The sequence below is a fragment of the Weissella sp. LMG 11983 genome, from assembly GCF_025908495.1.
In the GTDB taxonomy this organism is placed as follows: Bacteria; Bacillota; Bacilli; order Lactobacillales; family Lactobacillaceae; genus Weissella; species Weissella fermenti.
In genome coordinates this window covers 749,125-768,024 of the sequence record NZ_JAOZFD010000001.1, presented here as the reverse complement: position 1 = coordinate 768,024, position 18,900 = coordinate 749,125, and the positions used below count along the sequence as shown (strand labels likewise).

The window sequence follows — 18,900 nt, the reverse complement described above, 5'->3', positions numbered from 1 at the left end:
TATAATAACTTTTTGTAAACGATTATTTGAGATGAGGTTACTGTTTTGGAAGAGAAAACTTACAGCGAGCGCCACAAGATGGGGGTCTTGGCGCTATCTACCGTTATTTTGGGGATTGTTGTAGGGTTAAGTTCAGTGTTGCTCAGCTTGTTCTTGGAACTCGTTGAGCACTTCTTCTTGGGATTTGAAGAAAACACGCTGATGCCAGTTTCAACGCACATTGCTGGCGGACAACGCTTTTTATCAGTATTGATTGGTGGAATTATTGCGGCGATTGTCTGGTTCATTGTGCAGACGAAGATGAAGCCAACGGTTGGTATCAACAAGGCGATGGATGGGGATGAGATGCCATTTTGGCCTTCAGTTGTCCATGCCGTGACGCAAGTCTTCTACGTGGCAACTGGTGGATCAGTTGGACGTGAATTGGCGCCTCGTGAACTTGGTGCCTTGCTTGCCCAACGTTGGGAGAAGTTGCTCCGTCGGTGGCACATGGATTCACTAACGGCTGACGACCGTCGCTTGTTGATTGCAGCAGCTGCGGGTGCTGGGTTCGCTGGTATTTATATCGCGCCAATCACCGGTATGTTGTTCGCCGTTGAAATCTTGCACAAGAACGTGTCAAAGCGTTCGGTAGCGGTCAGCTTGACGATGTCAACGATTGCCATGTGGGTTGGTATGTCAGTGCACGGGTTCCACCCATACTACTTTGTGCCTGATAAGCACTTCACGTTGGGGATGATTCCATTCGTGATTGTGGTTGGACCATTGATGGGTGTGGCTGGTGCGTACTTCCGCAAGGCCTTCCAATGGGCCGGCGGTAAGGCCAAGGCTAAGCAAGTGCAAGTCTTGTGGCAATTGCCATTGGCAGCAGCCGTAACGGGTGTGGTTGCCATCTTCTTCCCACAAATTATGGGAAACGGACGTGGTTTGGCTGAGTTCGCCATCAACAGCACGAGCACGAAGGTGATTGGTGTCTTGTTGATTGGGATGTTGCTTAAGGCAGCCATCACGGTCTTCACATTGAAGGCTGGTACCTATGGTGGTACGTTGGCACCATCAATTGGTATTGGTGGATCATTCGGTGCCATCCTTGGCTTCGGCTACATCATGATGGTGCCTGGTGCATCAGTTGCCCAAGCTGCCGTTATCGGTGCCACGGCATTGCTAGCAGCCTCACAACAAGCGCCATTGATGGCCTTGTTCATGATGTTCGAAGTAAGTCACTTGGACTACACCGCTTTGATGCCAATGGGCTTGGCAGTGTCACTTGCCATCCTAACGTCAAAGATGATTTTGGATAAGAAGTAAAAAATAACGTCGAATTCGGAAGTATAGTTCTGAATTCGACGTTATTTTGTTATTTTCAGAAGTATACTTCCGAACTTGGACGATTTTGCTGATTTTCAGAAGTATACTTCCGAAAATGATGGTGATGTGTTTTACCAGTTTGCTTTTCGTTGTTCAAAAAGCGTGTTAATTTGTTCGATTGATAGTCCTGGAACTGTATCTAGTTCTGCGACAATGTTATTCAACTCAGCCATAACAGCTGGGTCGATTTGTTGTTCGGTTAAAGGTTCAGACATTTGTAATTTCTCCGCTTGGTATACGTCAATCGTACCTGATTCTACCCAAAGAAAAAAGGTGCGCCACGATTTGCGACGCACCTTCAGTTTATTCAGTGTATGGGATGTCATTATCCTTCAGGAACGTAATGGCTTTTTGTTCCCATAGGGGGCCTACTTTACAAATTGCTCTGACAAAGCCAAAAATTCGTCGATGTCCTTCTTAACCAAATCAGCACCAGCTTGCCAGAAGTCTGGCTTAGTCAAATCAACACCAAGGTGCTTTTGGGCCAATTCTTCCGTTGACATGTTGGCCGTATCGCGAAGCAACGCGATGTAAGCCTCTTCGAAGTTATCTTGCGTGTGCGCCCAGGCGTAGATACCTTGACTGAACAAGTAACCGAACGTGTATGGGAAGTTGTAGAATGGCACGTCATCAATGAAGAAGTGCAACTTTGATGACCAGAAGTGTGGGTGGCGGTGATCCAAAAGACCATCGAAGGCCACCTTTTGTGCCTCATCCATCAACTCATTCAAACGCGCAGCAGGGACGAAACCTTGCTTACGCTCCGTGTAGAAGTTGTCTTCAAAGATGAAACGGGCGTGGATGTTCAAGAACATAGCGATTGGGTTCGTCATCTTCGCATCCAACAAGACAACCTTTTCCGCATCTGATTGGGCAGCTTGCACGTTGGCATCCGCAATCAACATTTCAGCAAACGTTGAGGCAGTCTCGGCAACGTTCATCGCATAACCGTCACGCCAAACTGGCAAGTCCGTCAAGACTGAAGAGTGGAACCCGTGGCCGATTTCGTGGGCAATTGTCGCTGCGTCGTTCACAGACCCCGTAAACGTCGTGATGATACGTGACTCGTGAATGTCAGGCACACTTTCCATCCAAGCACCTGGCGTCTTACCAGGACGGTCTTCCGCTTCAATCCATTGATTCTCAAATGCGTGTTGGGCGAATGCAGCCATCTTAGGTGAGTACTTGCCGAAGTTCTTAATAATGAAAGCAGCCGCTTCATCATATGACAACGTGCTTGGCTTGTAGTCACCCAAATCCGTGATAGGAGCGACTTGGTCTTGCCAACCAAGCTCGGTCAAACCAAGCAATTCCTTCTTGCGGTCGAAGTAGGCCTTGAACATGTGCTTGTTGTCATCGACCATTTGCCACATTGCGTCCAATGTCTCGCGTGACATACGGTTCAACTCAAGCGGTTGATCCAAGTGGTTTTCGTAACCGTGGGCCGCTTGTTCCGTCAAACGGGCACCAGCCAAGTGGTTGATTGTGTCAGCAGCCAAGTTCTCGGCGCTACCCCACATCTTTTCGTAGTTGGCCATGATGTTAGCACGAACCTTATTGTCAGGGTAACCATCCAATTGGTTCAACGCTTGTCCAGCAGACAACCCTTGTTCGTCGCCGTTTTCATCCGTGTACGTCATTGAAAGACCAGATGAAATCGTATCGTAGTGCTCTGACCAAGCTTGCAAGCTGTCCAAGCGCAACTTGTTGAGCAATTCTTCAGCGCGGTCATCCAACAAACGGGCGGCGTTATCACGCAACTCGTTCAAGTGGAAAGCGACTTCGGCGATGCCAGGCAACGTGCTGACTTTAGCGAACGTCTCATCATCAAATGACGTCAACAGCTTCGCGAAGGCGTCCAGCGGTGCTTGGTAAGCAACTTCCAAGTGTGACACCTTCGTTTGGTATGGACGGTAAACCGGGTTCGTGTAGTCGGCTGAATAAAGGGCGTTGACGAAAAGCGCCACCGTACCCAATCCTGAACGAATGACTTGCGCGTCGTTCACCAAAGCGACGAGCTTGCTGAAGTCCGTATCCGTGAAACGGTCGTAAGCAGTCACGTCAGACGCGAATTGCTTAATTTGTTGATCGAGTAAAGCTAGCTTGGCAGCGAATTCAGGTGATTCGATACCACCAGGGTAGATGGGATCCAAATCCCAGTTCAATGAATAGCTCATGTTGGTGCTCCGTGTTTCTCATAGTTTTCTAATAGTTTAGCACAGCGACAGACAATTTGAGAAAAAACTTGTTAAGGACGTTACGAATTTGGATACAAAACATTTACACAATTGTGACCGAAAACCTGCTAAAACCTGACAATTGGCGACTAGACTGAAAGACAACAAAAAGGAATGGGGGACTTGTGGCATGCGAAAGAAATTAGTGAGATTACTAGTGGTGTTCAGCTTGGGTGTTTGGATTGTTGGGGCAGTTGCGGCGATTACGACGCAAAATCAACCATTGCCGGCTGAAAGTGAGCAGTCGTTGCGTGACAAGTCACTTTGGGAGCGACAAAATCAGTATTTGGATCGAATGGGTGATAAGTTGATTGACTCATTGTTGCACATGAATTAGTCGGCCATTTGCTTAACGGGGTATACCTTTTATTTTCTAGTTTTCTTCTTTATAATGGACAGGTTGCAATTATCACAGCAGCTGTTGGTCGCGTCAGAGATGTGACCGGTCTGCTTTATAAGATTCATAGAAGAGTAAGAGGATAGCGAATATGGCTAAGCAAAAGAAGCGCTGGTCAACGCCACGTAAGATTATCACTTGGGTGGTTTCAATCGTGGTTGTCTTGGCAGTTATTCTTGGGGCTGCTGGTGGATATTTCTTCCACGTCGCCGAGGTGCGTGCGAAGAAGGACTTTATCGGTAGTGGTGTGTTGACGAAGAAGGATCCCTTGTATTCACGTCAACAAGAGTTCCTAGCGTTGGATTCACAAACGTGGCATTTGACGGCGAAGGACGGCACTAAGTTGGTTGGTAATTATGTACCAGCTGAAAAGAAGACCAACAAGACGGTTGTTGTGATTCACGGATTCGGTGTGGAGCACAAGGCCATGGCACCTTATGGTCAAATGTTCCATGACATGGGCTACAACGTGTTGATGCCCGATGATCGTGCGTCAGGTAAGTCAGGCGGTAAGTACATCGGGTTCGGTTACTTGGATGCCAAGGACTACAAGCAATGGATTAGCAAGGTCATTACAAAGAATGGTCAAGATAGCGAAATCGTGGTGATGGGTGCCTCAATGGGTGGTGCCACGACGATGATGTTGTCAGGAATGAATCCACCAGCGCAAGTTAAGGCGTACATTGAAGACGCTGGTTACACGTCAGTTTATGATGAGTTGGAATACCAAGCCGGTGATATGTACGGCTTGCCAACTTGGCTAGCAAAGATTATCGTGCCAGTTGTGTCATTGTACTCAAAGGTTTTGGCTGGTTACGACTACGCTGAAGCGGATGCAATTAAGTTGTTGCAAAAGAACACGCGCCCAATGATGTTTATTCACGGTGGGGATGACACATTTGTGCCAACGAAGTTCTTGAACCAAGTGTATGACGCCTCAAACGGACCAAAGGAAAAGTACTTGGTTCCAGGTGCATCACACGTGCAATCATACGCAACCAATCCAGCTAAGTATGAGCAAAAGGTTGCTGATTTCTTGGCAAAGTATTTTAAGTAAAAAGCATTAGTGAAGCGTTGCACGTTGTTGTGCAGCGCTTTTTATTAACTTACAATGGATAAGCTGTTTTAGAGAGATAGCGAAGCATCTATTGAGGAGAGTTCATTATGCAAAACAAGAAATCAGTCACCTTTTTTGGTGCCTGGCATTGTGATGATGGGAATGATATTACGCATTCCGTTTACATCAATTCCGCCAGTTATTAGCGAAGTTGCTAAAGGGTTGGGGGTGTCAGTTAGTTCATTGGGGATTTTGACAACCATTCCACTCTTGAGTTTCGCCATTATTTCTCCTTTGGCGCCGAAGTTTGGCCAAAAGTGGGGAATTGAAAAGTCTTTCGCTATTTTCGTATTGTTAATGGCAGTTGGGTCATTGTTACGCATTATTTCGATGCCATTTTTGTTTTTAGGAACAGTATTGATTGGTGTCGGTATTGCAACATTGAATGTGTTGCTACCTAGTGCCGTCGTTGCAAATTTCCCAACGCAAATTGGTCGTTATACGTCAACGTATTCACTGGCGATGACGATTGCAACTATCTTGGCATCATCTTTAGCCGTGCCGATTGTCAAAGCAACTAATTGGCAAACGTTAATTTTGATTTTGTCAGTATTGATTGTACTTGCTTTGGTGGTTTGGCTACCAAATACAAAGCAAAATCACGTGCTAGAACCACGACCAGCCGACGGAACACACACGTCGATTTGGCGTAATAAGCGGGCATGGTATTTGTTGGCCTACGGTGGGCTACAGTCATTGTATTACTACACGGCGATGGCATGGTTGCCAACAATGGCGCAACAAGCTGGGTTATCGGCTGAAGCAGCTGGTTACCTATCGGGTATCTTTACGCTAATCACTTTGCCATTGACGTTTGTGCTACCAACTGCCTTTACACGTTGGAATAATAAACAACGTCGCTGGATTATGGTAGCCTTCTCCGCCTTTGCATTTGTTGGTGTGGGGATGATTTTATTCAATGGTCACAGTTTTTTGTTTTGGTTGATTGTTAACTTATTGATGGGATTCTCAGGTGGCGCATTGTTCCCTTACTTGTTAACGATGTTCTCAGTTAAGACAACCACACCCACGCGAACGGCTGAACTATCGGGTATGGCGCAATCCGGTGGCTACCTATTGGCTGCATTTGGACCAACTTTGTTTGGTTACGGTTTTGGGTTGTGGCACAGCTGGACAATTCAATTGATTGTCTTGTTGGTACTCATTGTCCTCATGGCTGCGGCCGCTTGGATGGTTGAAAAGACCGATATTATTGCATAAAAAATGGTGATGATGCCCAATTTTGACATCATCACCATTTTTCTGTTATTCACCAAATTCGCCTTCGAGGTACTTGAATGTTTCATCAACGCTTGGCATCAAGGCCAAACGTGAAAGACCTTCGCGGGTGACGAACTCAGCTTCGATGGCTGTTTCGAACCAAGCCACCATGTCATCCCAGAAGCCATCGACATTCACCAATACGATTGGCTTTTCGTAGTAACCAAGCTTTGTCCATGACATCACTTGGCCGAGCTCTTCCAATGTTCCCATGCCACCTGGCAAAAAGACGAAGGCATCGGCGCGATCGAACATCATGCGCTTACGAGTATCCATGTCTGGTACGTCGATGTGTTCCATTTTCAAATCATGCCCAGCTTCTTCTGGCAGGAAGCTCGTTGGGCGGATGCCGGTCACCTCGGCACCAGCGTTGATGGCGTTAACTGCGACTTCGCCCATCAAACCACTCTTTGAACCACCGTAGACCAAGGCCCAGTTACGAGCTGCGATTCCTTTGCCCATCGCAGCGGCTGCTTCGTGGAATTCTTCTAAGTGACCATATTGGGCGCCCATAAAGACGCCGATTGTCTGCTTTTTCATGTCATACTCCCCCAAGTACTTTGCTTTTATAATTAGTCTCTATATCATACAATGGTTTATATAGAAAACTTTGAAGATTATCAGGATTCTGATATTGAGAATAGAAAGAGGTTCACATGGCTGAACATTATTACACGGCGAACCCAAGTGTTGCCCACGACGAGCATACTTGGACGTTCCCACTTTTTGACCACACCTTGACGTTCACAACGGACGCCGGTGTCTTCTCTAAGTCTACCGTAGATTTCGGAACGCGCACGATGTTGGATGCGTTTGATCAAGATATTCCCGCTGGTAAGATTTTGGATTTGGGTGCCGGCTACGGGCCAGTTTCAATTGCATTGGCAACGGTGATGCCTGACCGCGAGTTCGTGGCAGCTGAAATCAACGAGCGTGCAGCTGAATTGGTAAAACGTAACGCGCAAAAGAACGGGGTTGGCGACCGCATCGATGTCGTCTTGTCAGACCGTTATTCTGGCGTTGATGGGAAGTTTGCGGCTATTTTGACGAATCCACCGGTGCGTGCCGGTAAGGACATCGTGTCAGATATGATTGCTGGGGCGAAGGATTACTTGGTTGATGGCGGTACACTGACGGTTGTTTTGCAAAAGAAGCAAGGTGCGCCATCTGCTAAGGCATTGATGGCCGAAACGTTCGGTAACGCTGCAACGATTGCCAAGAACAAGGGTTACTACATTTTGGAGAGTGTCTACCATGACGACGCTAACGCCTGAACAAGTCGACTACTTCATGGGTGAAGCCATCAAGGAAGCCAAGAAAGCAGGCGCCTTGGGTGAAGTGCCGATTGGGGCGGTCGTTGTGCAAAACGGCCAAATCATCGGACGCGGCTTTAACCTACGTGAGCGTTTGGAAGATGCCAGCCAACACGCTGAGCTTCAAGCCATTACCGAGGCAAATCGTTTGGTGAAGTCATGGCGTTTGCCAGATGCCCAGTTGTTTGTGACGTTGGAACCATGCATTATGTGCGCAGGGATTATTCAACAGTCACGTATTAGTGATGTGTATTATGGCGCTGAAGATCCGAAGGCTGGGGCGGTGCATTCTTTGTACCACATCTTAGAGGATGAGCGTTTGAACCACCAAGTTAACGTGCACCAAGGTGTTCGCGAGCAAGAGAGTGGCGACTTATTGCGTAACTTCTTCCGTGAGATTCGTAAGCAGAAGAAGGCTGAAAAGAAAGCACGCCGCGCAGCCGAATTGGCAGCACAAGAATTATCGAATGAGATTGCAGAAAAGTAATCCACCTGCTATAATATTGTTTGTGGGGCAAGTGTGCACTTCGAACCGTGTCAGGGTCGGAAGGCAGCAGCACTAAGGAGACCGTGCATTGTGCTTCACTTCTTATGAACTTTAATCGCTAACCGATGAACTAATCGGTTGGCGTTTTTTTTACTATTTTCTGTTACTATAAGAGTAGGGAAAATTCAAACGTTACTGTCAAAATAGGCAGTGGTGAAAGGGGTCACACACAATGGCGTATCAAGCGTTGTACCGGACATGGCGTCCGCAAAAATTTAGCGACATGATTGGGCAAGAAGTTGTGACCAAGACGTTGAAAAACGCAATTATGACGGGGCAAACAACCCACGCCTATTTGTTCAACGGACCGCGTGGAACAGGTAAGACATCAGCAGCAAAAATCTTTGCTAAGGCCATCAACTGTTTAAATCCAATTAACGGGGAGCCTGATGGTGTATGTGCGATGTGTCAAGCTGCCGATAACGGAACACTTGGTGACATCATCGAATTGGACGCGGCTTCAAACAACGGTGTTGATGAAATCCGTGAGATTCGTGAGGACGTTAACTACGCCCCAACGCAAGCGAAGTACAAAGTCTACATCATCGATGAGGTCCACATGCTTTCAACCGGTGCCTTTAACGCTTTGTTGAAGACATTGGAAGAGCCACCAGCAAACGTTATCTTTATTTTGGCGACGACGGAACCACAAAAGATTCCGGCAACCATTATTTCACGTACACAACGTTTCGACTTCAAGCGTATTGATGCTAAGGCAGCTTATGACCGTATGACGTACATCTTGGATCAACGTGGTGACACGTATGATGAAGCGGCGATTCGCGTGATTGCGAACGCCGCTGATGGTGGAATGCGTGATGCGTTGAGTATCTTGGATCAAGCGTTGTCATTTGGGGATGGTCACGTGACGTTGGAAAACGCTTTGCTTGTGACTGGTTCAGTAACGCAAACGTTGCTTGGTGAATATGTGCAAGCGGTTGTTAAGCAAGACACGAAGCAAGCTTTGGCTAAGTTATCTGAGGTATTATCAGCAGGTAAGGATGCCAACCGCTTTGTGGAAGACTTGATTAGTTATGCCCGTGACTTGTTGCTTCACACTGAAGCGCCTGAGTTGATCAGCATTGTGCCTGATGAGACATTCACGGACTTGGCAGCCAACACGCAAGCCAATGTTTGGTATCGCATGATTGATATCTTGAATGACACGCAACAGCAATTGCGTTTCACGAATCGACCAAGCATTTACTTGGAAGTGTTGACGGTTAAGTTGAGCCAACCATTGGCCACGACGGCACCGGTGACGGTAGAGCGTGTGTCAGCACCACAAGTGGTCGCTGATCCAACGCCAACTGCACCGAAGTCAGCACCGGTTGTTGAGACACCAACGCAGCCAGCTGCGCAACCTGAGCCAGTCGCATCAGCAGCACCAGCTGAACAACCAGCTACGCCGGCACTAACGCGTGTCGCACCACGTGTTGCGGATGATCAATCAGCTGTGTTTGGCGTGCTTAGTGCGGCGACCCGTGGCGACCTAGATCGTGTGCAAACTGTATGGGCTGACATGGTTAACATGTTGCCGGTACCACAACAAGCAATGTTGAACGTCGCGAAGCCAATTGCAGCTTCACCAGACGGATTGGTTGTGGCCTTTGACTTTGAAGTCATCAAGGCCAACGCCATGCGTAATGCAGAGTTGTTGCACACGATGGTGACGCAAATTCGTTTGTTGACGCAAGCGCAAAACGAGCGTCAATTGGTCTTTGTCACGACTGATGACTGGCCAAAGATGCGCGCTGCGTTTGTGGCCCAACGCCAAGGAACGGCTGCGACGCCATCTGTTCAACAGCAAGTGCCGCAACAAGTGGCAGCTGCCGTTGATGACGACTTAGCAAGTCTAACGGCAATGGATGATCAAACCGAAGCAGCTGGTCCAGCACCAGTTGTGGCGGAAGCTGAACGTTTGTTTGGCGCTGATATCGTAGAAGAAATTGATGATTAATAAAAACTAGAAAACGAGGGTGATATTATGTTTGGTGGACAAAACATGCAATCAATGATGAAGCAAGTAAAGAAGATGCAAGAGCAAATGCAAAATGAGCAAGAAGCTATTGCAGCAACTGACTACACTGGTCACGCCCCTTCAGACGTTGTTTTGGCAACGTTTAACGGAAACCGTGAGTTGAAGGACTTGCAAATCAAGCCTGAAATCGTTGACGCTGATGACGTCGACGGTATGGCAGATATGATTTTGGTTGCAGTTAATGATGCATTGCAACAAATCGAAGCTGACCAACAAAAGCGTTTGGGTCAATACGCACCAAAGGGTATGTTCTAAGCCGGTTGGTTTTTTGGGAGAAAGAAGGTCTGTAACGTGCAATATCCAGAACCGATTGCTAAACTTATTGATAGTTACACGAAGTTGCCCGGTATCGGAATTAAGACAGCGACACGCCTAGCTTTCCACACGATTGACATGCAAGAAGAAGATGTGACGGGGTTTGCCCAATCATTGATTTCTGCAAAGCGCGATTTGCGTTTCTGCTCAATCTGTGGAAATCTGACGGAGACGGATCCTTGTGCAATTTGCTCTGACCCAACACGTGATCAAAGCCAAGTTTTGGTTGTTGAAGAAGTGAAGGATTTGATGGCAATTGAGAACACGGGTGAGTACCGTGGTTTGTACCACGTGCTTCACGGTGTGTTGTCACCACTATCTGGAAAGGGTCCCGATGACATCAACATTGAGTCATTGGTAACTCGTTTGCAAAAGGACGACGCCATTCAAGAAGTTATCGTTGCAACGAACGCTAACGCAGAGGGTGAAGCGACAGCTATGTACTTATCACGTCTATTGAAGCCAGCCGGTCTAACGGTTTCACGTTTGGCTACTGGATTGTCAGTCGGCAGTGATATTGACTATGCTGATGAAATCACGTTGATCAAAGCGGTTGAAGGAAGGACAAAGCTCTGATGTTTAACATGTTTAAGCGACCAAAAGTGGATACAGCAGCTTACGATGAACGTCTTAACCAGGCGATTGATCGCGCGAAGTTCGACTTTGAGAAAGCAAAAATGTCAGAAGAAGCTTTGTTTGAAAGCGACATCGACCCGCGCCTGATTAAAGCTGAAACAGCTAAGGCGCGTCAGAAGTATTTCTTTTTGCTCCGTGTGGCCCGTCAACGCGAGATGAAGGGTCACTGGTCAACTGCTTTTATCCACCCGGAGATTTAATTTTTAAACTCAGGATAGGAGGTGTGTTGTAATGAGTGACAAGACTTATACGAACGCCCAATTTGGTGCACTGATTGCGAAGAATACACAGTGGTCAGACGCCAATGCCAAGTGGGTGAAGGAACGTCTAATTGAGAACTCACGTTTGTTGCCAGACCATGGTAAGAAGTGGTCACAAACGCGCATTTCTAACTATTTGTTCGAATTGGCTTTCGTAAAGCCAGAGAACATTGACTGGAACGTTTAGAAAAATGCCGTGTCTAAGTTAGACAGGTGTTAGCTAAAGTCGGTTCAGGTGGTATACCTGGGCCGGCTTTTTGCTATAATAAGAATTAACAACACAATTAGAAAGTGGTGGGCGAGAATGCCAGGGACATTTATTTCGTTTGAAGGCCCAGATGGAGCTGGAAAGACATCAGTATTGCGTGCGATTGTCGCACGGTTGCAACCAGAACTAGGGGAGCGCTTATTGCTAACCCGTGAGCCGGGCGGAACCGACAATAAGATTGCGGAAGCGATTCGTGACCTCGTGCTTGATCCAGCTAACACAGACATGGATCAACGAACGGAAGCCTTGCTGTACGCGGCCTCACGTCGACAACACTTGGTGCAAACGATTTTGCCGGCCTTGGAAGCTGACAAGGTTGTGATTACTGATCGCTACGTTGATAGCTCAATTGCTTATCAAGGCGGGGGACGTGAATTGGGAACTGACGCGGTGGCGACAATCAACGATTTTGCCATCGAAGGGTTTATGCCTCAAGCGACGGTCTACCTTGATATTCGACCAGAGATTGGTTTGGAACGTATTCAAACGACGCGTCAAGACGAAGTGAACCGTCTTGATGTCGAAGCATTGTCGTTCCACCAACGTGTGTCAGATGCTTACCATGAGTTGGCTAAGCAATACCCAGACCGCTTTTTGATGATTAACGCAGAACAAAAATTGGATGCCGTGATTGCTGATACATGGGCAGCGTTGGCACCAATTTTGGGGATGAAGGACTAGGAGGTTCAGCTTTATGAAGATGGTAATCGCAATCGTTCAAGATAAAGATGCAAACAAGTTGGGAACTGAATTTGTGAAGGCGAATGTGCGTGCCACTCGTTTGGCGACGTCAGGTGGGTTCCTTCGTTCAGGAAACACAACCTTTATGATTGGTATTGAAGACGAGCGTGTCGAAGAAGTACTTGCCCTAATCAAGGAAACATCACACACCCGTAAGCAATTTATGACACCAGCGGTTAGCCTTGATGTTTCAATGGAATCAACGGCTTCAACACCAATGGAAGTGCAAGTTGGTGGTGCAACGGTCTTTGTTCAAGATATTGAGCAATTCCACCGCTTCTAAGGGGAAAGTATGGACGCGAAAGAATTAATTGCACAGGCAAATGCACAACAACCGCAGTTAATCGCGCAATTCAAACAGGCGGTGGCAAGTGAGCAACTTGCCCACGCCTTTTTGTTTACTGGGCCACGTGGTCGTGGACAAGACTTGGTAGCCGATTGGTTGGCAATGCGTTTGATGTGTCATAACGTCACGGATGACGGACAACCGGATGGCATGTGTGATCAATGCCAACGTATTGCGTCGCACGAACACCCAGATGTGATTCAATTGGCACCAGATGGTAACAGCATCAAGGTTGATCAGGTGCGCTACTTGCGTGATGAGTTTACGAAGACGGCCGTTGAAGGTAATCAAAAGGTGTTTATTGTTTCTGGTGCGGATACGATGACCAGCAGTGCCGCTAATGGTCTGTTGAAGTTTATCGAAGAGCCAGTTGGTCAACAAACGGCTATTTTGATTGCTGAAAACCGGGCTCAGATTTTGCCGACGGTTGTCTCACGTACGCAGGTTATTGATTTCCCAGCCTTGGGACCTGAACAGATGCGCACGTCATTGGAAGCAGTTGGCTTCACGGCGGCACAAGCTGAATTGGCGCGTACGTTGACGGATAGTGTGGACAGTGCGGCTGAGTGGCTAGTTGATGATTGGTTTAACTCAGCTGAGAAGGCGATTAGCGATATTGTGACTGGGACACTGAAGGGTGACGATACCACCTTTACCCACGTGCAAACAGCTTTGGTGCCGTTGGCCGGTGAGCCAGCCCGTGCCCGTGTGCTGTTGGCAATGCTGGCCCAAGCATGGCGTGATATCTTGCTTGGGCGTACTGGGGATGCGAGTGTGCGCTTCCCAGGTGCCGGTGAGTGGCAACGTTTGTCACAACGATATACGACGGCCAAGCTGTTGGAAGTGTTGGATATCGTGTTAGCAGCGCCACAACGTTTACAGAAAAATATTAGTTTTCAAACGACGGTCGAATCAACCGTCCTTGAAAGTCAGTTTAAGTTAGCAGGTTTATGATGAATCAACAGAAAAGTTTTGCAACACATACAACAGGAACGCTTTATCTTGTCCCAACACCAATTGGTAATTTGGGTGATATGACGGTTCGTTCAATTGATACATTGAAGGCTGTAGCCGTGATTGCGGCGGAAGACACACGTCACACGCAACAATTGCTCAACCAGTTTGATATTCAAACGAAGCAAGTATCATTCCATGAACACAATAAAGAGAGTCGCATTCCCGAGTTGGTTGCACGCTTAGCTGCTGGTGAAGATGTGGCCCAAGTGTCAGACGCGGGGATGCCATCAATTTCTGACCCTGGTCATGAGTTGGTTAAGGCGGCCATCGCGCAAAACATTCCAGTTGTGCCACTACCGGGGGCGAGTGCGGGTATTACGGCGTTGATTGCGTCTGGCTTGGCACCACAACCCTTTATGTTTTACGGTTTCTTGGCGCGTAAGCCAAAGGAGCAATTGGCAGAACTGCAAGGTTTGAATTCACACACGGAAACAATGATTTTCTACGAAGCACCACACCGTTTGGCTAAGACGTTGCAAAACTTGGTGAAGGCGTTTGGTCCTGATCGCCAAGTTGTATTGGCTCGTGAGTTGACGAAGCGTTATGAAGAGTTCTTGCGTGGGTCAGCGCAAGAATTGGTTGATTGGGCAAGTGAAAATGAAGTCCGTGGTGAGTTTGTTATGATGGTAGCGGGAAATGATAACCCAACTACTGATGGGGATGAAGACCCACTTGCTGAAATGACTGCTGTGGAAGCAGTACAAGCCCTTGTTGCATCAGGGCTAAAAGCAACGGCTGCGGTTAAGCAAGTCGCCAAAGCACGCGACTTGGACCGCCAAGCGTTGTATTTGGAATATCAAGGAGAGAATTAATGGCTGAAGTTTACAGTATGCAGCACGAGGTGTTGTACTACGAAGCTGACGTGACAGGCAAGTTGAGCCTGCCTATGATTTTTAATCTTGCTGTGTTGAGTTCAACGCAACAAAGTGTCGACCTTGGTGTCGGACCGGATTATGCGCACGCAAACGGTGTTGGTTGGATTATTTTGCAACACGTCGTTGATATTAAGCGCCGTCCTAAGATTGGTGAAAAGGTGGCCTTGGAGACCTTGGCTAAGGAGTTCAACCCATTCTTCGCCAAGCGTTTGTACCGCATTGTTGATGAAGCCGGGAATGAATTGGTAAGTATTGATGCCTTGTATGCCATGATTGATATGGAGAAGCGTAAGATGGCGCGTATTCCGCAAGACATGGTGGATGCCTACGCACCTGAACGTGTGAAGAAGATTCCACGTCAACCAGAGCCAGACCGCATGATTGCTGATATTCCAGTTGATTTTGATCAACAATATGCGGTACGTTACTTGGACATCGACTCAAACCGTCACGTGAACAATTCAAAGTACTTTGATTGGATGCAAGATGTTTTGGGGCCAGCGTTCCTTGAAACGCATGAGCCAACGCACTTGAACATCAAGTACGAACACGAAGTATTGTTGGGTGATATGATTCGTTCAGAAGCGCAAATTATGGAAGATAAGTCAGTACACCGTATCTGGTCTGGTGACACGTTGTCTGCCGAAGCGCATATTGATTGGACGAAGTCAGAAAACTAAAGTAAACTAATTAGTGAAGAAAGTCATTTAAGGAGAAAACACATGGCCATTTTGGTTCTAGGTGGAGCCGGATACATCGGTTCTCACATGGTTGACACATTGTTGTCAGACGGTCGCGATGTTGTCGTTGTCGACAACTTGTTGACGGGACACCGTGCTGCGGTGCCTGCAGGCGTACCTTTCTACGAAGTTGATATTCGTGATAAGGCTGCTTTGCGCGAAGTATTTGAGAAGGAAAACATTGAGCAAGTCGTTCACTTTGCGGCTTCATCAATCGTGCCAGAATCAATGGCTGATCCGCTAAAGTACTTCGACAACAACACGGCGGGAATGATTGCGTTGTTGGAAGTTATGTTGGAGTTTGATGTTAAGCAAATTGTCTTCTCATCAACGGCTGCAACGTACGGTGTTCCTGAGGAAAACCCTATCAAGGAAACGACGCCACAAAACCCAATCAACCCATACGGTGAGTCAAAGTTGCAAATGGAACACATCATGAAGTGGGCTGATGAAGCTTACGGTTTGAAGTGGGTTGCATTGCGTTACTTTAACGTTGCCGGTGCAAAGGCTGACGGTTCAATCGGTGAAGACCACCCAGTTGAGACGCACTTGGTGCCAATCATCTTGCAAACGGCCTTGGGTCAACGCGAGAAGATCATGATGTACGGTGATGACTACAACACGCCAGATGGATTCAACGTCCGCGATTACGTTCACGTAATGGACTTGGCTAACGCACACGTGTTGGCTTTGGACTACTTGGCTAAGGGTAACGACTCAAACCAATTTAACTTGGGTTCAGCTAACGGCTTCTCAGTTAAGCAAATGGTTGAGGCTGCGCGTGAAGCAACTGGTAAGGAAATTCCTGCCGAAGTTGGTCCACGTCGTGCCGGTGATCCTGACTCATTGGTTGCGTCATCAGACAAGGCTCGTGAGATTTTGGGCTGGGCACCTAAGTACGATGATGTTAAGGAAATCATCAAGACGGCTTGGACTTGGCACCAAAAGCACCCAAATGGTTATGAAGACCGCTAATATTTGATTATCAAAGACAGTTATCAGGTTTCTGGTAGCTGTTTTTTTTTGTGTTGAGGGGTAGTGGTCAGTGTCGACGCGTTGCGTCGAGGCATGAGGCTGGGGGATTTCTCCGACAAAGATTTTCCGTGGGACACGCCCAACCGCGAGCACTGCCCGTGGCTCCCTTGCCGGTCGCATGTGCCAAACTGGAAACTTGGTTTTTTGGCACATAGACGGGCAGCGGTCGGGTCGGGCTTCTCTGTCCCACGGAAAATCGCTCCGAAATCCCCCAGCCTCATGCCAGCATTCAAGATGTTCTAGTCTATTTTAGATTTACATATACCTGAAACCAAATGGGTGAACAGTTCGACCTATTATCTTGTGGTGGATGAAGAACAAACAAATAGAGTATTGCTCGGCTGCTGTGACCTGCCCTGCCGAGCGTATAGACCCAAGTGGACCTTGACCCGTGGGTGTGGGTTCTTAGCGGGTTTCCACGCTTAGAGCCACGAGGAGGTAAAGGTGTACGCTGCAACGCAGTGGACTCCGCTCCCCACAGGTCATGGTCCACTTGGGTTAGCGAGCCTACAGAAGGGGCAGGTCACTCGGTGCGATAGCGACGACACTAACCACTGACTAAATTTATAGTTAATGAAAAGTCCGGTAAAAAGTTGTATGATAAATACCATATGACTAAAGAGTAAAGGAAGTAGTGTGGCATGAAGGTTATTGCGTTTGATACGTCTAATCAACCATTGTCGGTGGCCTTGTTTGAAGACGACAAGCTAATCGGACAACGTGAAACAAACGTTGCTAAGAATCATTCGGTGCAATTGCTACCGTTTATCGATGAACTAGTGAAGTCAGCAGGGTGGGCGCCGGCTGATCTTGACCGGGTTGTGGTTAGCAAAGGACCTGGTTCTTATACAGGATTGCGTATTGCAGTGACAACTGCCAAGACGTTGGCCTTTACGCTAGGTATCGAACTGGTCGGTATTTCAAGCTTGGGATTGTTGGCTACGAACGTAACGACGTCCGACGTGACGATTGTGCCAGTGATGGATGCGCGTAATGCGAACTTGTATGCTGGGCAATATGAGTTGCGTGATGGCAAGTATGTTGCTACGGCATCTGACCGTCACACGAATGTTCCAGCTTTGATTAGTCAGTTGGCAGAGGAGAACCAGCAAGTGGTTTTTGTTGGTGAATGGGCTCGGTTTGAGGAAGAGTTGCGACAGGCGTTACCAGATGCACAATTTGCATCTGATAATTTGCCACATGCCGCAAATGTGTTGCCGCTGGTTACGGCTGCACAAGTACTAACAGACATGACGGATATTCACCAATTTGTGCCAAACTATTATCGTTTGTCGCAAGCTGAGGCTGATTGGGCCAAGGCTCACCCTGATGCAGGTGATGGTGTTTATGTGGAAAAGGTTTAAGAATTGGGTTCATTGGTTGATGCACCCATTGCCACAGAGTTTACGAGAATTTCGTCAGGTGATTGCGGTTAACGGCTTTGAGTTCCACTTAATGCCCGCACAGTACACCGACGTTGAAGAAATGGTTGTGCTAGAACGAGCAGCGTATGACGGTGAGGAACCTTGGTCGGAAGATATCTTCCACAATGAGTTGCACCGTTCACGCGAGCGTTTGTACGTTGTTGTTCGTGAGCCGGAGACAGGGACGATGGTTGCCTACATTGGAGCGGCATTCCGACCTGGTATTCATGAAGTGCATATCACCAATGTGACGGTGACACCGCACTGGCAAGGACGTGGCTTAGGGACGTTTTTGCTCATGTATATGATGACGGTTGCTAAGCAAATTCGATTCCACCGTGTTTCTTTAGAAGTGCGGGTATCGAACGTGAAGGCACAACGCTTATACGAACGACTTGGTTTTCAAACAGTTCGTCGTAAAACGAATTATTATGGAGATAACGGGGAAGATGCGTTTGATATGGCGCAGATTCTCGGGAGAAAGAGTGATGGATTTTACATTCAGGGATAGTACGGACGCCGAAGAGTTGTATGCGATTGCTAAGGCTGCTTATAAAGGATCACCTTGGTCAAAGAAAGTTTTTCAAAATGATTTGAAAGGTAAGTTTACGAAATACTTGCTGATTGAAGCGGATGGAGAGACAGTTGGCTTTGTTGGTGGCACACATTTGGGTGATGAACTTGAGATTACCAATGTGGCAGTTATGCCTGGTTTCCAAGGACAACATCTTGGCGAACGACTACTTCGTGAATGGTTCGGCCGTTTTGAGGATGGTACACGGGTACTGTTAGAAGTGCGTCATCGTAATAAGCGGGCCATTCGTTTATATGAACGCTTAGGATTTATCATCTATAACATACGAGAAGATTACTATCGTGACCCGGTGGAAGACGCTTACTTGATGGACGTCACATTGCCGTTGCGTGGAGAAGGAGCATAGC

At 47.5% G+C, this 18,900-nt stretch carries 23 protein-coding genes and 1 other RNA gene; 21 read left to right on the top strand and 3 right to left on the bottom strand.

Annotation, left to right across the window (positions count from 1 at the left end; translation table 11 throughout):
• Positions 1–78 precede the first annotated feature (78 nt).
• Positions 79–1,308, top strand: a complete 1,230-nt coding sequence (locus tag OIT45_RS04160) for a chloride channel protein (protein WP_199403872.1) — start codon at positions 79–81, stop codon at positions 1,306–1,308.
• A gap of 131 nt (positions 1,309–1,439) precedes the next feature.
• On the opposite strand, the gene OIT45_RS04155 is transcribed toward OIT45_RS04160, so the two are convergent.
• Together OIT45_RS04155 and OIT45_RS04150 are read right to left on the bottom strand one after the other, a co-directional pair.
• The gene (locus OIT45_RS04155; protein ID WP_199403833.1) at positions 1,440–1,583 is read right to left on the bottom strand and encodes a hypothetical protein; all 144 of its coding nucleotides are present in this window, start codon (positions 1,581–1,583) and stop codon (positions 1,440–1,442) included.
• A gap of 153 nt (positions 1,584–1,736) precedes the next feature.
• Positions 1,737–3,545, bottom strand: a complete 1,809-nt coding sequence (locus OIT45_RS04150; protein WP_199403832.1) for a M3 family oligoendopeptidase — start codon at positions 3,543–3,545, stop codon at positions 1,737–1,739.
• A 190-nt stretch (positions 3,546–3,735) separates the two neighbouring features.
• On the opposite strand from OIT45_RS04150, the gene OIT45_RS04145 reads away from it, so the two are divergent.
• The 3 genes from OIT45_RS04145 (at position 3,736) to OIT45_RS04135 (ending at position 6,340) form a co-directional block, all read left to right on the top strand.
• Complete coding sequence (locus OIT45_RS04145) at positions 3,736–3,942, top strand: hypothetical protein (protein ID WP_199403831.1); 207 nt, start codon at positions 3,736–3,738, stop codon at positions 3,940–3,942.
• A 151-nt stretch (positions 3,943–4,093) separates the two neighbouring features.
• Positions 4,094–5,059, top strand: coding sequence for an alpha/beta hydrolase (locus OIT45_RS04140; RefSeq protein ID WP_199403830.1), 966 nt, complete (start codon positions 4,094–4,096; stop codon positions 5,057–5,059).
• Between the two features lie 156 nt (positions 5,060–5,215).
• Positions 5,216–6,340: a CynX/NimT family MFS transporter gene (locus OIT45_RS04135; protein ID WP_264340020.1), complete on the top strand. Its 1,125-nt coding sequence runs from the start codon at positions 5,216–5,218 to the stop codon at positions 6,338–6,340.
• A 45-nt stretch (positions 6,341–6,385) separates the two neighbouring features.
• Here OIT45_RS04135 and OIT45_RS04130 read toward each other — a convergent pair whose 3' ends face one another.
• Positions 6,386–6,940 carry a TIGR00730 family Rossman fold protein gene (locus OIT45_RS04130; RefSeq protein WP_199403829.1) on the bottom strand — a complete coding sequence of 185 codons (555 nt, stop codon included), beginning with the start codon at positions 6,938–6,940 and terminating at the stop codon, positions 6,386–6,388.
• A gap of 116 nt (positions 6,941–7,056) precedes the next feature.
• On the opposite strand from OIT45_RS04130, the gene OIT45_RS04125 reads away from it, so the two are divergent.
• From OIT45_RS04125 to rimI (OIT45_RS04045), 17 genes are all read left to right on the top strand, one after another.
• Positions 7,057–7,674: a class I SAM-dependent methyltransferase gene (locus OIT45_RS04125; RefSeq protein ID WP_199403828.1), complete on the top strand. Its 618-nt coding sequence runs from the start codon at positions 7,057–7,059 to the stop codon at positions 7,672–7,674.
• On the top strand, positions 7,655–8,200 hold the full coding sequence (gene tadA, locus OIT45_RS04120) for a tRNA adenosine(34) deaminase TadA (RefSeq protein ID WP_056973502.1): 546 nt from the start codon (positions 7,655–7,657) through the stop codon (positions 8,198–8,200). Before OIT45_RS04125 ends, tadA begins: the two co-directional genes overlap by 20 nt.
• Positions 8,201–8,214: 14 nt before the next feature.
• An RNA gene (ffs, locus tag OIT45_RS04115) (signal recognition particle sRNA small type) lies at positions 8,215–8,313 on the top strand.
• A gap of 119 nt (positions 8,314–8,432) precedes the next feature.
• A complete protein-coding gene (dnaX, locus tag OIT45_RS04110; protein WP_199403827.1) occupies positions 8,433–10,220 on the top strand; it encodes a DNA polymerase III subunit gamma/tau in 1,788 nt (595 codons plus the stop codon).
• Positions 10,221–10,247: 27 nt separating this feature from the next.
• On the top strand, positions 10,248–10,556 hold the full coding sequence (locus OIT45_RS04105; RefSeq protein ID WP_004560290.1) for a YbaB/EbfC family nucleoid-associated protein: 309 nt from the start codon (positions 10,248–10,250) through the stop codon (positions 10,554–10,556).
• Positions 10,557–10,592: 36 nt separating this feature from the next.
• Positions 10,593–11,192, top strand: coding sequence for a recombination mediator RecR (gene recR / locus OIT45_RS04100; RefSeq protein WP_004560289.1), 600 nt, complete (start codon positions 10,593–10,595; stop codon positions 11,190–11,192).
• On the top strand, positions 11,192–11,452 hold the full coding sequence (locus OIT45_RS04095; protein WP_199403826.1) for a YaaL family protein: 261 nt from the start codon (positions 11,192–11,194) through the stop codon (positions 11,450–11,452). Before recR ends, OIT45_RS04095 begins: the two co-directional genes overlap by 1 nt.
• Positions 11,453–11,483: 31 nt before the next feature.
• On the top strand, positions 11,484–11,699 hold the full coding sequence (locus OIT45_RS04090) for a hypothetical protein (protein ID WP_135797155.1): 216 nt from the start codon (positions 11,484–11,486) through the stop codon (positions 11,697–11,699).
• 117 nt (positions 11,700–11,816) lie between these two features.
• On the top strand, positions 11,817–12,461 hold the full coding sequence (gene tmk, locus OIT45_RS04085; RefSeq protein WP_199403825.1) for a dTMP kinase: 645 nt from the start codon (positions 11,817–11,819) through the stop codon (positions 12,459–12,461).
• A gap of 13 nt (positions 12,462–12,474) precedes the next feature.
• On the top strand, positions 12,475–12,804 hold the full coding sequence (locus tag OIT45_RS04080) for a cyclic-di-AMP receptor (RefSeq protein ID WP_135797157.1): 330 nt from the start codon (positions 12,475–12,477) through the stop codon (positions 12,802–12,804).
• 9 nt (positions 12,805–12,813) lie between these two features.
• The gene (holB, locus tag OIT45_RS04075) at positions 12,814–13,821 is read left to right on the top strand and encodes a DNA polymerase III subunit delta' (protein WP_199403824.1); all 1,008 of its coding nucleotides are present in this window, start codon (positions 12,814–12,816) and stop codon (positions 13,819–13,821) included.
• Positions 13,821–14,696: a 16S rRNA (cytidine(1402)-2'-O)-methyltransferase gene (gene rsmI, locus OIT45_RS04070; protein ID WP_199403823.1), complete on the top strand. Its 876-nt coding sequence runs from the start codon at positions 13,821–13,823 to the stop codon at positions 14,694–14,696. Before holB ends, rsmI begins: the two co-directional genes overlap by 1 nt.
• A complete protein-coding gene (locus OIT45_RS04065; RefSeq protein WP_199403822.1) occupies positions 14,696–15,439 on the top strand; it encodes an acyl-[acyl-carrier-protein] thioesterase in 744 nt (247 codons plus the stop codon). Before rsmI ends, OIT45_RS04065 begins: the two co-directional genes overlap by 1 nt.
• Before the next feature lie 42 nt (positions 15,440–15,481).
• Positions 15,482–16,474 carry a UDP-glucose 4-epimerase GalE gene (galE, locus tag OIT45_RS04060; protein WP_135797159.1) on the top strand — a complete coding sequence of 331 codons (993 nt, stop codon included), beginning with the start codon at positions 15,482–15,484 and terminating at the stop codon, positions 16,472–16,474.
• A 701-nt stretch (positions 16,475–17,175) separates the two neighbouring features.
• On the top strand, positions 17,176–17,898 hold the full coding sequence (tsaB, locus tag OIT45_RS04055) for a tRNA (adenosine(37)-N6)-threonylcarbamoyltransferase complex dimerization subunit type 1 TsaB (protein ID WP_199403821.1): 723 nt from the start codon (positions 17,176–17,178) through the stop codon (positions 17,896–17,898).
• Complete coding sequence (gene rimI, locus OIT45_RS04050) at positions 17,882–18,469, top strand: ribosomal protein S18-alanine N-acetyltransferase (protein ID WP_135797161.1); 588 nt, start codon at positions 17,882–17,884, stop codon at positions 18,467–18,469. Before tsaB ends, rimI (OIT45_RS04050) begins: the two co-directional genes overlap by 17 nt.
• Positions 18,447–18,899: a ribosomal protein S18-alanine N-acetyltransferase gene (gene rimI / locus OIT45_RS04045; protein ID WP_199403820.1), complete on the top strand. Its 453-nt coding sequence runs from the start codon at positions 18,447–18,449 to the stop codon at positions 18,897–18,899. The genes rimI (OIT45_RS04050) and rimI (OIT45_RS04045) overlap by 23 nt, the downstream gene beginning before the upstream one ends.
• Position 18,900 lies beyond the last annotated feature (1 nt).